Annotated in this window: 7 protein-coding genes and 1 pseudogene; all 8 read right to left on the minus strand. The window is 45.1% G+C overall.

The window, feature by feature from the left end:
• Window positions 1-17 precede the first annotated feature (17 nt).
• The 8 genes and pseudogenes from JZY04_RS07675 to JZY04_RS07710 all read right to left on the minus strand — a co-directional run bounded on the left by JZY04_RS07675 (window position 18) and on the right by JZY04_RS07710 (window position 14,008).
• A complete protein-coding gene (locus JZY04_RS07675; RefSeq protein ID WP_122141547.1) occupies window positions 18-1,163 on the minus strand; it encodes an acyltransferase in 1,146 nt (381 codons plus the stop codon).
• Between the two features lie 132 nt (window positions 1,164-1,295).
• Window positions 1,296-2,942, minus strand: coding sequence for a fumarate hydratase (locus JZY04_RS07680; protein WP_005775362.1), 1,647 nt, complete (start codon window positions 2,940-2,942; stop codon window positions 1,296-1,298).
• Window positions 2,943-3,385: 443 nt separating this feature from the next.
• Entirely contained in the window at window positions 3,386-5,899 is a 2,514-nt protein-coding gene (locus JZY04_RS07685) for a M1 family aminopeptidase (protein WP_122141546.1), read from the minus strand.
• Between the two features lie 28 nt (window positions 5,900-5,927).
• Entirely contained in the window at window positions 5,928-7,919 is a 1,992-nt protein-coding gene (locus tag JZY04_RS07690) for a DUF4954 family protein (RefSeq protein ID WP_122141545.1), read from the minus strand.
• 24 nt (window positions 7,920-7,943) lie between these two features.
• Window positions 7,944-9,197 carry a GTPase HflX gene (gene hflX, locus JZY04_RS07695; protein WP_005775357.1) on the minus strand — a complete coding sequence of 418 codons (1,254 nt, stop codon included), beginning with the start codon at window positions 9,195-9,197 and terminating at the stop codon, window positions 7,944-7,946.
• Between the two features lie 116 nt (window positions 9,198-9,313).
• A pseudogene (locus JZY04_RS07700) lies at window positions 9,314-9,670 on the minus strand (RagB/SusD family nutrient uptake outer membrane protein); the annotation flags it as partial.
• Between the two features lie 91 nt (window positions 9,671-9,761).
• Window positions 9,762-11,165: a RagB/SusD family nutrient uptake outer membrane protein gene (locus JZY04_RS07705; RefSeq protein WP_122141544.1), complete on the minus strand. Its 1,404-nt coding sequence runs from the start codon at window positions 11,163-11,165 to the stop codon at window positions 9,762-9,764.
• 20 nt (window positions 11,166-11,185) lie between these two features.
• Window positions 11,186-14,008, minus strand: a complete 2,823-nt coding sequence (locus JZY04_RS07710; RefSeq protein WP_234078744.1) for a TonB-dependent receptor — start codon at window positions 14,006-14,008, stop codon at window positions 11,186-11,188.
• Window positions 14,009-14,044 lie beyond the last annotated feature (36 nt).

Below are 14,044 nucleotides of genomic sequence, written 5' to 3' on the forward strand. Positions count from 1 at the left end.
ATGCTTTAATTACTGTTTTATCCCATAATCCATTTCGCCTTCTTGCCCAGCACACGATAGACAGCCCATACGATCAGCCACGAAGCACCGAACGCGAATACAGACGCTACCGGAATCTGAATGCCCAAAGGCACTCCCAACGTACGTACCAACAGTACGGAAGGACCGGTAAAGAAATAGTGTATCATATAGATACCAAAACCACACAAAGTGAGATTGGCAAGCGCTTTCTTGATTCCCTCCGAACGGAAGTTAACCTTTTTGCAAAGCATAAACACCGGGATGGTCATCATCACAACATTCAGCGAACAGTAAGTGAAGAAGAGCTCAAGCATCTCGTCGCTGTATTCCGGCAAAGCCGTAATAGATCGGAAACCAAAGAAAGTAACGGCATATCCTATCACAAACATCGGAAGGCCGATTGCCAGAATCTTGCTTAACGACCAATCGAGATTGCGCAGATAATGTCCTAATAACAGATAGCCATTGAAGCCTGCGAAGTAATAGAGCATACCGAATGCATTCCACGAACAAGTACCCCAGAGGTATTGTGCCACAAATTGATTATAGTAAGGAAGCAATAAAGTGACAGCCCATGCGCCGAGGAACCACAATTTGGCTTTATCCGACGCTTTCTCTACCCAAGCAGAAAAAACAGGAAGGTAAAGATACAAACCGATCAACAGGTAAATATACCACATGTGTACATCTACAATCGAAAAATTGAAAGGTATCTGGGCAATATAATCCAGCGAAATAACCAGCGACTGCCGTGTTACTTCTTCGCCCGAATAAGGGAAAAAGTCGAGAATAACTTCCGGTTTGATGCCCAACACACCCGTGATCCAGGGGAAAAGGTTGTAGATGACCGACCAGATGAGGAATGGCCATAAAACACGGGGGATACGTTTCTTATAAAAGACAGAGACTTCGCCGCGCACCGGCAGAAGCAGGGCTCCGGTAATCATCACGAACAGCGGTACGCAAGGACGAAGCAATGCTCCGTAGATGGCACCCCAAAGTTTGATTTCGTCAATATTAGGGGCAGTGCCCGGATAAAAGTTGAAAGGGTCTGTGCAGTGGCAACAGACAACGGTAAACATGGCAACAAAACGGACAACGTCCAGCCAGACAATGTGTTGAGGATTTTTCTGTAGTTCCATCGGGGAATTGTTTTACTGATAATGATTAAGGTGTTTATAATAAGAAAGGCATCTGTATAACACAGCATACAGACGCCTCTCACTCGAGTTAACATGATAAATAACCAATATTAATGGCCACTCACCAGATTCTTATTTGTTGCTGCAAGAGCCGCAACGGGGTTTAATTTGCTTGAAGAAGTCGTTGCCCTTGTCATCTACAAGAATAAATGCGGGGAAGTCTTCTACTTCGATCTTCCAGATAGCCTCCATACCCAATTCCGGATATTCCACACATTCGATGCTCTTGATATTGTTCTGGGCGAGGATAGCAGCCGGGCCACCGATTGAACCGAGGTAGAAGCCGCCATGTTTCTGGCAAGCATCAGTCACCTGCTGGCTACGGTTACCTTTTGCCAACATCACCATACTGCCTCCATGTTCCTGGAACAGGTTCACATAAGAGTCCATACGTCCGGCAGTAGTCGGTCCCATAGAACCGCAAGCCATACCGGCAGGAGTTTTGGCCGGACCGGCGTAGTAAATCGGATGATCTTTGATGTACTGAGGCAGATCTTCACCACGATCCAGACGTTCTTTCAGTTTGGCATGAGCGATGTCGCGACCTACGATAATCGTACCGTTCAGTGACAGGCGTGTAGCCACCGGATATTTAGTCAGCTCCTTCAGGATATCTGCCATCGGCTGGTTCAGGTTGATCTTTACAACATCACCTTCGCCTGCGTTACGCAGTTCTGCCGGAATCAGGCTACCCGGATTAGAATCGAGTTTCTCGATCCAGATACCGTCTTTATTGATCTTACATTTGATGTTACGGTCGGCAGAACAAGACACTCCCAAACCCACCGGACAAGACGCACCGTGACGGGGCAGACGGATGATGCGTACATCGTGTGCCAGATACTTACCGCCGAACTGCGCACCCAAACCTATCTTTTGAGCTTCTGCAAGTACTTCTTTTTCCAGTTCTACATCGCGGAATGCACGACCATATTCGTTACCGGTAGTAGGCAACTCGTCATAATAGTGAGTAGAAGCCAGCTTCACGGTCAACAGGTTCTTCTCTGCCGAAGTACCTCCGATTACGAATGCAATATGATAAGGAGGACAAGCCGCCGTACCCAGTGTCTTCATCTTTTCAACCAGGAACGGAACCAGAGTACCCGGATTCAAGATCGCTTTTGTCTCCTGATACAGATATGTTTTGTTGGCAGAACCACCACCTTTGGTCACACACAGGAATTTGTACTCCATGCCTTCTGTAGCCTCGATATCGATCTGGGCAGGCAAGTTGCACTTCGTGTTCACTTCGTCATACATATTGAGCGGAGCGTTCTGTGAATAACGCAGGTTTTCTTCCGTATAGGTTTTGTAAACACCCAGTGAAAGAGCTTCTTCATCGCAATAGCCGGTCCAGACCTGCTGTCCTTTTTCACCATGAATGATGGCCGTACCGGTATCCTGACAGAAAGGAAGCACGCCTTTGGCAGCCACTTCAGCGTTGCGCAGGAAAGTCAATGCCACGTACTTGTCGTTATCACTTGCTTCCGGATCGCTCAGAATCTTTGCCACCTGCTCGTTGTGTGAGCGGCGAAGCATGAAAGATACGTCACGGAAAGCGGTATTGGCCATAGCTGTCAGACCTTCTTTCTGTACTTTCAGCACAGGTGTTCCTTCGAACTCGCTTACTGACACATAGTCTTTGGTAAGCAGATAATACTCGGTTTTATCTTCCCCATGTTCGAACATAGGTTGATACTTAAACGGAGGTGTTGCCATATCTCTTTATTTTATTACGTAATGTTAGTTAGTGAGGCAAAGGTAAGAATAGTTTTCCAAAGTATGAATAAAGTGGTGAATTTTGTCAAGAGCGGATTTACTTATTATTAACGTTCGGAGAGCGTTTCTACGAAGAAGAAGAGACCGCTCCGGAAGAAAGGCTCATTTCTGTGGAATGCAACCGTCTGTCCGGGCAAATGCAACCGTCTGTTTGGGCCGAAGCAAGGCTCTTCACATCACGGAGCAACGGTCTCGAGGGCATGGAGAGCCGGGGAAAGAGCAGAAAAGCCCCCGGCTCCGGGACACCGGGAGATAAGGGTACAAAAAAAGAGGAAGCTTTGCGGGCTTCCTCTTCTACTGCATTCTAATTTGAATATAAGTAATGAATCTGTTGACAAAGATACAACATCGGACAGGCAAAGTCAAGCATTCCGGGAATTATTTTAATCGTTTTCGCGATACAGGGAATAGGCAGCCTGCAATATCTTATTCTTCAAAAGCGGTGAATAATCCGGATGGCCGTCCAGGAAACGCACCACTTCTTCATAAGCCGGGCGGCTGAGATGATTGCCCAACAAGGCCGAGGCCCAGTTTTTCGGAAAGAAAATATCTCCTGTGCGTTGTACTTCCTCCAGCACCTCGAGTCCCGGACGGATGTATTTCACCGATTGCTCCTCGCGCAACGGATGGTTCAGATAACGTATCACGGCAGCCGTCCAAGGCTCTATCCGCCGGTTTTCCGCTACAAGCAGGCTGTTGAACAAAGTATCGAGCCGTGCGGTATCGGATACGACCGCCCGTGAAATAAAATCGAACTGGCGCAGACGGTCCGGATCATCAATCCGTGCCCGTTGTGTACGTAATATCTGTTCACTTTCGGCAGGCAGGCGGATGGCAAGTTCGTAAGCCAAAGTCGTGTAATCCTGTTGGTTCAACCGTTTGTCCGATTGCTCCTGCCACAAGGCATAAAGTTCCTTCACCATAGGTTGGGAAGTCGCATTCTGCATAAAATAACGCAGCAACTGCACCCGGCACGAAGGCAACGGATGATTCCGGCTGATGGCGTAGACCCGCGCCTCAACCTCTGCTATCTGTGCCGGAGCTACCCGCCGCATGGCACCCGCCAAATAACCACTCACTGTAGACGCCACCAGAGCGTTCTTTTCTGCAGGAAGCCCTGCCAACAGGCTGTTTGTCCAGTCGTCCGCCGAAATATGTTTAGCCAAGTAATTCTCATAAAGTGTCATCAAGAGTGATTGGCGTGCCGTATCGTCTTTTACCTCCCACCAATGTGCCAACAGCCACTTCAAAGCAGATTCGTCGGGAACGAACAAGCCATAACCTCTGCCATCGGTATTGGGCAACACCAACGAAGGTACAAAAGGAAGCTGTATCCGAACCAAAGTATCCGTCATATTCACCCGCAACACCGAATCGCGCTCTCCGCAAAGAGTGACGGCAAAACGCTGCGGCCAAAGCAAACCACGGTTATAAGGATCACTCTGACGGACCTCCAATTCTTGTCCATCGATCCGGAAGTTCAGCGTAGGCATTCCTTTCCGGTTCACCCACACATCACTGAAGGTTGCCAAATCTTCGGACGCCTTGCCGTCTAAAATGCGAATCAGATCGTCCCAAGTGGCATTAGCGTACGAATAGGTTTTCAGATACTCCTGTATACCACTCCGGAAGTTGGCTTCACCCATCCTGTCAACCAGTTTCTCCATCATCACGGGAGCCTTGTTATAGATGATCTGCCCATAGATCAGCCCGGCATTACGCAGATTATCAAGTGGCTGCCGGATGGCATTTGTCCCCAAAGTACGGTCCTCGGTAAGAGAAGCGGCATTAAAAGTCTTGAGCTTATTCAGGGTATGATTGATCTCCGGAAACAAGGGTTCGACAATCCGGGCAGCAAAATAATTGGCAAAAACTTCCTTGGTCCATACATCGTCAAACCAATCCATCGTTACAAGATCGCCAAACCACATGTGAGAGGTCTCGTGCGCAATCAATTCCGCCCGGTTCAACTCCTCGTCCGGAGTGGGATGTTCGCTCAGGAAAATCCCGTTATCATTATATAAGGTAGCTCCTGTATGTTCCATTCCGCCAAACTGGAAACCGGGAAGAACGATGAAATCATATTTGGCAAACGGATATGCGATCCCTGTATACTCTTCAAGCCAGTGAAGTGATGCCATGACTTGTCTGAAAACAATATCCAACTGTGCTATTTTCTTAGGGTCGGTCTCACGATAATAGGCGGCGATGGTACGCCCGTCCTGAGTATACTCCTGTCGCTCCAATTTTCCGGCCACAAACGAAAAGAGATAAGTACTGAGTGGTTCGGTCGGTGCAAAACAAACGGTTTTACGGTCACCGGCTACTGTTTCACTCCGGACGTATGTGTTGGAAACAGCTTTCCAGTCGGCCGGAACCTCAAGCTTTAAAGTAAACTCGGCTTTTAGGTTGGGCTGCTCAAAGCAAGGGAAGACAGTACGGGCACGGTCGGGAACGAGCAACGTATAGAGGTATTCATCGTTCCTGTTCAGCGACTGATTGCCGGCAATGAAACGAATCTGTATGTCATTCGCCCCTTTCGCTGTCAGCGAAGCAGGCAGAATAATGTGTTCGTTCTCAAAGCGCACATCACTTACCGGTTTTCCATTGGCAATGACTTCTTTTATTTTTCCACGCTCCTCACGAAAATCAATCAGGACTTCCTGAGCGGCAGCAAGGTCGAAGCGCAAGGTGATATCACCGTCAATAGGTGTCTCCTTCTGCCGTGGAATGCTGAAACTGAGTTCATACTTCAAATTCTTAATCTCAGCTTTACGATGATCGGCAAGCTCTTTAGAAACGCCGGCATCATAAAAACGAGGGTTCTTCTCTGCTGTCCGGCAACATCCGGTCAGCAGGAAGAACCCGATCATTCCAAATAAAATGTGTATTTTCATAGCAAATATATTATAGCTCGTAATTCCGTCACGCCAGTTGTCCGATACGGTTAATCAGCTCCTCACCCAGAGCAGTCTTATCATCAATGTGTTGCAGCACGGCAGTGACAAACGGATTACTCTCAAAATCGCCACGTACTTGGCCGAAATCCAGCTTCATTTCATCGCGTGAGCCATCGGCACCAAAACCCGTCATAGACGAAAGTGAGAATTCCTTGCGTGCGTCATCATACACCATGCGGTCCAGTCCGACCACTGCTTCACGCCAGGCACGGACGATAGCGATAACATCTTTTGCTGTAATGGTTTCGGGGTTCAGACCATAAAATTCCTGTATCTTATGGTAAGCCCACGTCCATTCGTAAGTATAATAGTTATCGTGCATCTCGGCAAAACGGGCATTCATACTCTTCAAACGATCGATCTCACCACTTTCGATACCGGTAATCAGTTTTTCCACTTCACTTTTCGGAGCAATCAAACCGGCAATATCCACCCACTCGCCTACTCCGATTTCGGTATCCGGTTTCAGACGCCGGCGTATCTCTTCATTATCTTTGAAGTTAATCCCCTCAAGACGCTTAATGATGGAATTACCAAGAAACTTATGGATAGCTATTTCGTAATAGCGTATGCCGCTATTCAGCGAAGAGTTCTTGATTTTTGCACTTTGGTAAGAATAGATCTCCGATGTCTCGCCGGACACCCGCTTCAGATCTTTCAGTATAGAGCGCCCCTTGAACATCTTCTGGATAGTATATGGACTCAGAAGGTTGTAGTTTATATAGTCCAGGCGGTTCGGGTCCGTACGTTTGTCACGCTTCGGCCACTTCTGGGCATCGCGGATAGTCCCGACACTGCGCAGATTGACTCCCGGCACCAGATAAGTCGTATTCTGCTGCTCGATCAGGTAAGAGAAAGGCAGGTTCGAGGTATCGGCATGATTCACATGACGCCCCATCACCAATGAAAAAGCCCCTACACGCGCCGGCCATAAAATGTATGAATCGGAAGTAGTCTTAGCTCCTCTTTCCAACGTCCCCTGATGAATCGGTCCCAGTTTATACATATGATTACTCTGGTTCGACCCCGAACCGGCATTCATAAACGAAAACATACCGGCTATCAGCAAGGTAGACTTATGATGGGTTACGGTATACGGACCGGCAAAGATGGCACATGCTTCACCGTTCTCTCCCTGGCAATTACTGAAAAACAGGGAATCGGAAGCGGAGTAGTTGTGTCCCAACTGACAGGCTTGCCCAACGAAGCAACGGGTCAGCATAGCTCCATCGTCCACATGAGAACCGGAGGAAATAATAAAGTCATCGCAAATGACACCATGCCCGATATGTACCGGAGCGGCTTCATTGCTGTTGATACTTCCGTTGTAAAGACGGCAGGTTCCGCAAATCCGGCAATGATCGCCAATACGCACATTCTTGATAGAACCGGTATTGAGAATCATCACATGGCTGCCGATGGTCCCCATCGCAGAAGCATGCTTGTTGGAGTAATAGTCAGTGATCGCCTTCATCCGGCTGATCAGTTCCGGACGGTGCCGGTAAAGAGCCAGAATATAAGCTTGATGAGCAGACAGTTTGTCATTGATCAACACTTCGCGACCTCCCGTTTCGTTCAGCACGGCGGCCTCTACTCCATTACCGAACTGAGTCAGACCGTCCACCAGAATAATATCTACATTCTCAATGAAAGTGTCGTTTCCTATTTCGTAGTTGGCAATGTAATTCTGGATATTCTCAATGCAACAGTTGTCGCCCACAATTACATTGTGCAAGGTGACATGCCTCAGCCCGGAATGCTTCCTGATTCCTCCCGGCAAGATAAAGTCCGAATGGAAAACGCCCAGTTTCACCTCTCCCGAGAAACGGGTGTGATGCACAAATTCGGTTGTGAACTCTTCAGCGACCGCAACATGGTTCCAGTCATCAGCCAGACACGACTGGCTCTTCAACTGAAGAATTTCATCTTCAGTCAGTCTACGGTAAGTCTTTCCCATAATCCTCTTATTACAAACTACAAGTTACTCTTCGTCGTCGTAGGTCTGATAGAGAAAGTCGTTATAGGGATACTTCTGCACGTGCAATTCTTTCACTCGCTGATAAACCACACTCTTCAGTTCGTCTATATTGATTTTCTCACGGGCGGAGATGAACAGACAGTTATCTTCCATCTTAGCCATCCATGTTTTCATCAGTTCTTCGAGTGTCAAGTTCTCCTTTGTTTTGGGGGTAAGGTCGTCCGGCGCCTTTTCTACATAGGTATAGGCGTCTATCTTATTAAATATTAAAATCATTGGTTTTCCACCTCCACCGATGTCGGCCAGTGTTTTATTCACCACCTCTATCTGCTCTTCAAATCCGGGATGCGAAATGTCCACAACATGAACCAGCAGATCGGCCTCACGTACTTCGTCGAGGGTAGACTTAAAGGAATCCACCAGGTCAGTAGGTAACTTACGGATGAAACCAACCGTATCGGAAAGCAAGAAAGGCAAATTATCGATAATCACCTTGCGTACCGTCGTATCGAGTGTGGCAAACAGCTTGTTTTCAGCAAAGACTTCACTCTTCGCCAACAGATTCATCATGGTCGATTTGCCCACATTGGTGTAACCTACCAAAGCTACACGGATCATGCGTCCGCGGTTCTTACGTTGGGTAGACTTCTGCTTATCTATTTCGGCGAGACGCTCCTTAAGCAGTGACATACGGTTAAGGATGATACGGCGGTCCATTTCCAACTGAGTTTCACCCGGGCCACGAAGACCTACCGAACCTCCTTTACCACTTCCGGAACCACCACCCTGACGTTCAAGGTGAGTCCAGAGACGTTGCAAACGGGGCAACATGTATTTATATTGCGCCAATTCTACCTGAGTCTTGGCATTAGCCGTCTGGGCACGCATGGCAAATATATCAAGAATCAGTGAAGTACGGTCCAGTATCTTCACTTGCAGTTCAGCTTCGATGTTACGTATCTGCTTGGCCGAGAGTTCGTCATCAAAGATGACCATTCCCACTTCCCGGTCCTCTTCAGCCTCTGTTCTTATATATTCTTTAATTTCTTCCAGTTTTCCTTTTCCCACATAAGTCACCGAGTTAGCCGTCGGCAACTTCTGCGTAAACCTTTTCACCACTTCCGCCCCGGCTGTCTCAGCCAGGAATGCCAGCTCGTCCAGATATTCATTGGTCTTGCGTTCATCCTGTGTCTGAGTGATGAGACCTACCAGAACAGCAGTTTCGACTTTGGCTTCGGATATTACAAATTCTTTCATTCTACTTTATACCTTATCATAATATGGCGACAAATATAGCTATTTTCGTAACATACTAAAAGAAAAAATCGCCCAAGTGTTTCTACCTGAGCGATTCTTTATTATTTATTGACTATTTATTTATTAATATCTTTATTCAGCAGCAACTCAACCTGAGGTATCGGCCAAGTATATTTTTCATCGGACGGACCCACATTAATTGTTTCATTCGCACCCACCTTAATGAAACGTTCCCCACGTCTCATAATATCAATACCACGGATACCCTCGCCTATAAACTCAAGGCGTTTCTCGTTGTAAATCGCTTCTTTCAGTGCATCACCCGTCAAGTTATCGATCTTCAACGGATCCGTAGCTGCATCTACCGAACGTCCTCTGACTTGTTTCAACAGGCTTTTGGCAGTAGCTTCACCTCCGGCCTTGTTGGCATAACATTCGGCAAGGTCGAGCAAAGTTTCGGCATAGCGAAATAATAATAGTATTGATTCGATTACTAAAAAGACCTGTGCCTAAAGCAGATGCTTTCGACGCAGGCCTTTCTAATGATATATTAAGAGTTATCTGCTAATATCCTTCGTTCTGAATTAGCTTTCCTTTTGAAACATTGATCTCAGCAACAGGAATAGGCATTACAGTACGATAGTCATCATACTTCACCTCTTTTACTGCCGGGCTGTTAATAGACTGTTTATTACGCCAGTAATCCCAAGCGGAATGGTTTTCTCCATAAAGTTCAAGACGGCGTTCTGTCAGAATGTCATCCAAAGTAACGGTAGCCACATCTGTATACCCCTGAATACGATTTTTACGCAATTCGTTGATATAATACGCTGCGTCACCACCTGTCTTCAGGGCTGCTTCTGCTGCAATCAAATAAACTTCAGACAGACGAATCACTTTCGGATTGTTTACATAAATCTGTCCGTCTCTTCCCGGATACTTCTGTATATACCAACCCTTGTTAGTCTTTCCGTCCGTATCAGTTTCTTCAGCGATCAATTCGCTTCTGATATCGTCTGGACGTGATTGTAGGAAGGTTTTGAAATTTTCTGTAATTCCCGCTTCGGCATATCCTTCGGCATGTGTATAATATCCCAAAGAATTGCGTTGAGGATTATAGAGAGATGTTACCATGATTTCAAAAATACTTTCATTACTACCTTCTTTAAGCCATGAACCGATATATTCACCTCTGGTTAACAGCCGATAGGGAGAGTGTTCAATGACATACTTAGCATCTGCCAATGCTTCCGCATTTTTATTCATATACAGATAGACGCGGGCACGAAGCGCACGGGCTCCCCAATAGTCGATATGCCCCAGTTCTTTGTGATCTGTCTCTGACAATTTGTTCAATGCAGTCTGCAAATCTGTAAGAATCGTTTCATAAGTTTTAGCGATAGTGGCTCTTTCACCTATATATCCTGATTCATATACCTGTGTAGAAAGAACAATCCCCAAATCATCGTCTTGCGCATTAGAGGGCAACTTAGCAAACAAACGAGCCAGATCGAAATGGAATAATGCACGAAGGGCATACAGTTCTCCTTCCATAGCTTCTACGTCATCCCCTTTTAATTCAGCTTTTTGAACACTGTCAAATATCTTGTTGATTCTTGCTAAAGATAGATAAAAACGCTTATAGAAATTAGATGCATCCGTGCTGTTTTTAGTCGCTTGATATTTGGATACATCAGTCGCTTGGTTATTTTTACCAATACACTGAAAATCGCTACCCCTCATATCGGCATATAATCCAAAATCACCGGCATAACTACCTCTGGGATTTGTTCCTAAATCGATAGAGGAAGTTTGTGACTGATAAACACCATTCACTGCATATTGCAAATCTTCCACCGTTGCAATAGCTCCTTCCGAAGGCCATTCAGCAGAAGGGGTTTTGTCAAATGTATCGCATGCCGATACAGATAAGGCTAAAATTAGAGTAAAAACATATAACTTTTTCATTATATCGTCTATTTATTAAATTAGAATTGAATATTGATACCGAAAACACAACTTCTCAACTGAGGTGTATCAGCTTGTCTGTATCCGTTCATTGCTACATCGGGATCTATGTTTTTAGTTTTTGACCAAAGCATAGCCAGATTATTAGCTCTAAAATAGATTCTGCAAGTTTTCAAATAGTTCTTCCAGACAGGCAGTGTATATCCAAAGGTCAGTTCTCTCAAACGAATATTGTCGGTCGATTTGATTGTACGACTTGAAAATCTATCCCAACGGTAAGGATTACCATAAATAGGCATCGGATTATCTACCTTGTCACCCGGATTTTTCCAGAAGTTTCCTGCTACATCAGCATCAAGATTGGTGCTACCAAGTCTCACGCCATCGTGGTGAGAGAAATATCCCGGATAATCAAACATATCTCCACCAAACTGATAAGTGATCAGAAACGACAAATCAAAATCCTTATAAGTGAATGTGTTAGTCAAACCTCCTAACACATCAGGCAATGCTTTTCCTACAACGCCTTTGCCTGCTTCCGAATAATAGTTCGTTACTCCTTTAGAATGATCGTTCGGGTCAAGCCAGAACTCGCCAAGTCCTGTTTCTGCATTTACACCTTTCCACTCCGGCAAATAGAAAGTATACATTGATTCGCCCTCACGATGCAGATACATTTCTCCGTCACCATATTCAATATCCTTGCTTTCAGGCAGTTTATCTACCAATGAACGCTGATAAGTCATGTTGAAATTGGTTGTCCATGTAAAGTTCTTGTTCATGATGTTTTTAGAGTTTACTTCTAACTCTACACCATCATTCTTCAAACTACCCAGGTTTTCCCAACGATTCTCAAAACCAGTGACAAGAGAGGTTGGAACCTTAAACAGCAAATCAGTTGTTTTCTTATTATAATATTCAATAGACAGGTTCACACGATCGTACATGTTCCATTCGAATCCCACATTAAAATTCTTCGATTTTTCCCAACTCAGTTTGTCATTGCTAATGCTTGACCAGTAAATAGCCGGATTATTACCATATCCTGAGCCCGTAAACAGATCCATGTATCCATAATAACTTCCTGGCAGGTTACCATTTGTACCAAAAGACGCTTTGATCTTGAAGTCTGTGAACAACGGCATGTCTTCCATAAAGCTTTCTTTACTCAATCTCCATGCACCGGATACTGACCAGAAGCTTGCCCAACGATTATCTTCACTCAAACGCGAAGAGCCATCACGACGGAAACTTGCTGATAGATAATATTTGTTATCATAGTTATAGTTACCGCTTGCAAAATATGACATCATTCCTGCGCCGAATGTAGCGCTTGATGCCTGATCGGGTTGTCCGTTTGATAACTCAGGATAATGGCTTGAGTAATTTTTAGCCACAGTAACAATCTGAAGCAGATCTCTGTTCTCTACTTCAAAACCTGCCATCAAGTCCAGATTATGCATATCTTTGAATGTATCAGAATAGCGCAATGTAGATGAACTGGTGGCAACGCGGCTTTCAAAGCTATAACGTGATCCCATACCTGCAACAGATGCACCATTCACACTATTACGATCCCAATATTCAAAATGTTTGTTATCTATATAGTCATATCCAAAAATCGTTTTGAAGTTCAATTTATCACAAAATCGGATATTAACATCAGCATTTGTCAAACTACGAAACATCTTACTCTGGATCCACTCCAGTGAATATTTACTATCTTTTCCTCCTAACATCAAATGTGGATTCGAAGCTTGTCCCCAAGCAGCATTCTCATTGTAGCTTCCATCTGTATTTTTAACCGGAGAAGTGGGATCCATCGCAAACAAGACTCCAAGAGGTGATGACGTGCCCAAACCTTGCCCCTGATCTCCTTGATCACGGAAACCATTCTGAGTTGTTGCTGTCACCATCTCTTTGAGAGATACTTCCAACCATTTATTAACTTTATGATTCACATTCAAACGCCCTGAAATACGTTCGAAATCACTACCTAAAACAATACCTTCGCTCTTATTATAACCTACACCAGCATAGAACTGTGTATTCTGCGTACCCCCATTAATCGATACCTGATGGTTTTGTGTAATGGCAGTTCTATAAATTTCGTTCTTCCAATTGGTATCAATGCTTCCATCCGGATTGTGAAGAAAGCCTGCCATGTCAGCATCGGTTACCTCTTGCAAAGCTTCTTCTTTTGTAGGTACACCTTCATAAACCATATAATAGTTGGCCAGCCCTTCTCGAGTGTAATCAATTAAATCAGAACTCTTCATCATTTTGAACTGATTCACGGCCATTTTATTCCACCCAACTTCTCCAGAGTATGTCACCGTACTTTTACCCTCTTTTCCTTTCTTTGTCGTAATGATTACTACACCGTTAGCGGCGCGAGATCCATAGAGTGAAGCAGCGGCGGCATCTTTCAATACGGTCATACTTTCAATATCATCCGGATTTAAAGTACTTAAAACACTCTGCGTTTTTCCATAATAATTCATATCATCATCCGATTTAGTAACTACTCCATCAATCACATAGAGAGGAGTCTTAGAACCACTGATAGAACCGACACCACGGATATTGATTTCTCCCATGGAACCCGGATCTCCTGTAGCAGAAGCCGTGCGTACACCGGCCATCTTACCTGACAAAGCTTTATCAAATGATTCTCTCGATCCAGAAACGATTTTATCAGCCTGTATTGTCGATGCTGATCCTGTGAAGGATGACTTCTTTGCAGTACCATAAGCTACAATCATCACTTCATCAAGCGTCTTAGAGTCAGTCTTTAATATCACTTTAATATTAGGTGCAATTGCTACCTCAGCAGTCTGCATTCCGATGTACGAAATTTGCAAAGTCTTTGCAGAACT

Source organism: Bacteroides sp. 11BF, from assembly GCF_019633765.1.
GTDB classification, from domain to species: domain Bacteria; phylum Bacteroidota; class Bacteroidia; order Bacteroidales; family Bacteroidaceae; genus Bacteroides; species Bacteroides hominis.

Excerpts from the sequence above, each read along its gene's own strand:
- JZY04_RS07675 (WP_122141547.1), bottom strand. The coding sequence starts at position 1,163 with ATGGAACTACAGAAAAATCCTCAACACATTGTCTGGCTGGACGTTGTC.
- JZY04_RS07680 (WP_005775362.1), bottom strand. The coding sequence starts at position 2,942 with ATGGCAACACCTCCGTTTAAGTATCAACCTATGTTCGAACATGGGGAA.
- JZY04_RS07685 (WP_122141546.1), bottom strand. The coding sequence starts at position 5,899 with ATGAAAATACACATTTTATTTGGAATGATCGGGTTCTTCCTGCTGACC.
- JZY04_RS07690 (WP_122141545.1), bottom strand. The coding sequence starts at position 7,919 with ATGGGAAAGACTTACCGTAGACTGACTGAAGATGAAATTCTTCAGTTG.
- hflX (WP_005775357.1), bottom strand. The coding sequence starts at position 9,197 with ATGAAAGAATTTGTAATATCCGAAGCCAAAGTCGAAACTGCTGTTCTG.
- JZY04_RS07705 (WP_122141544.1), bottom strand. The coding sequence starts at position 11,165 with ATGAAAAAGTTATATGTTTTTACTCTAATTTTAGCCTTATCTGTATCG.
- JZY04_RS07710 (WP_234078744.1), bottom strand. The coding sequence starts at position 14,008 with ATGCAGACTGCTGAGGTAGCAATTGCACCTAATATTAAAGTGATATTA.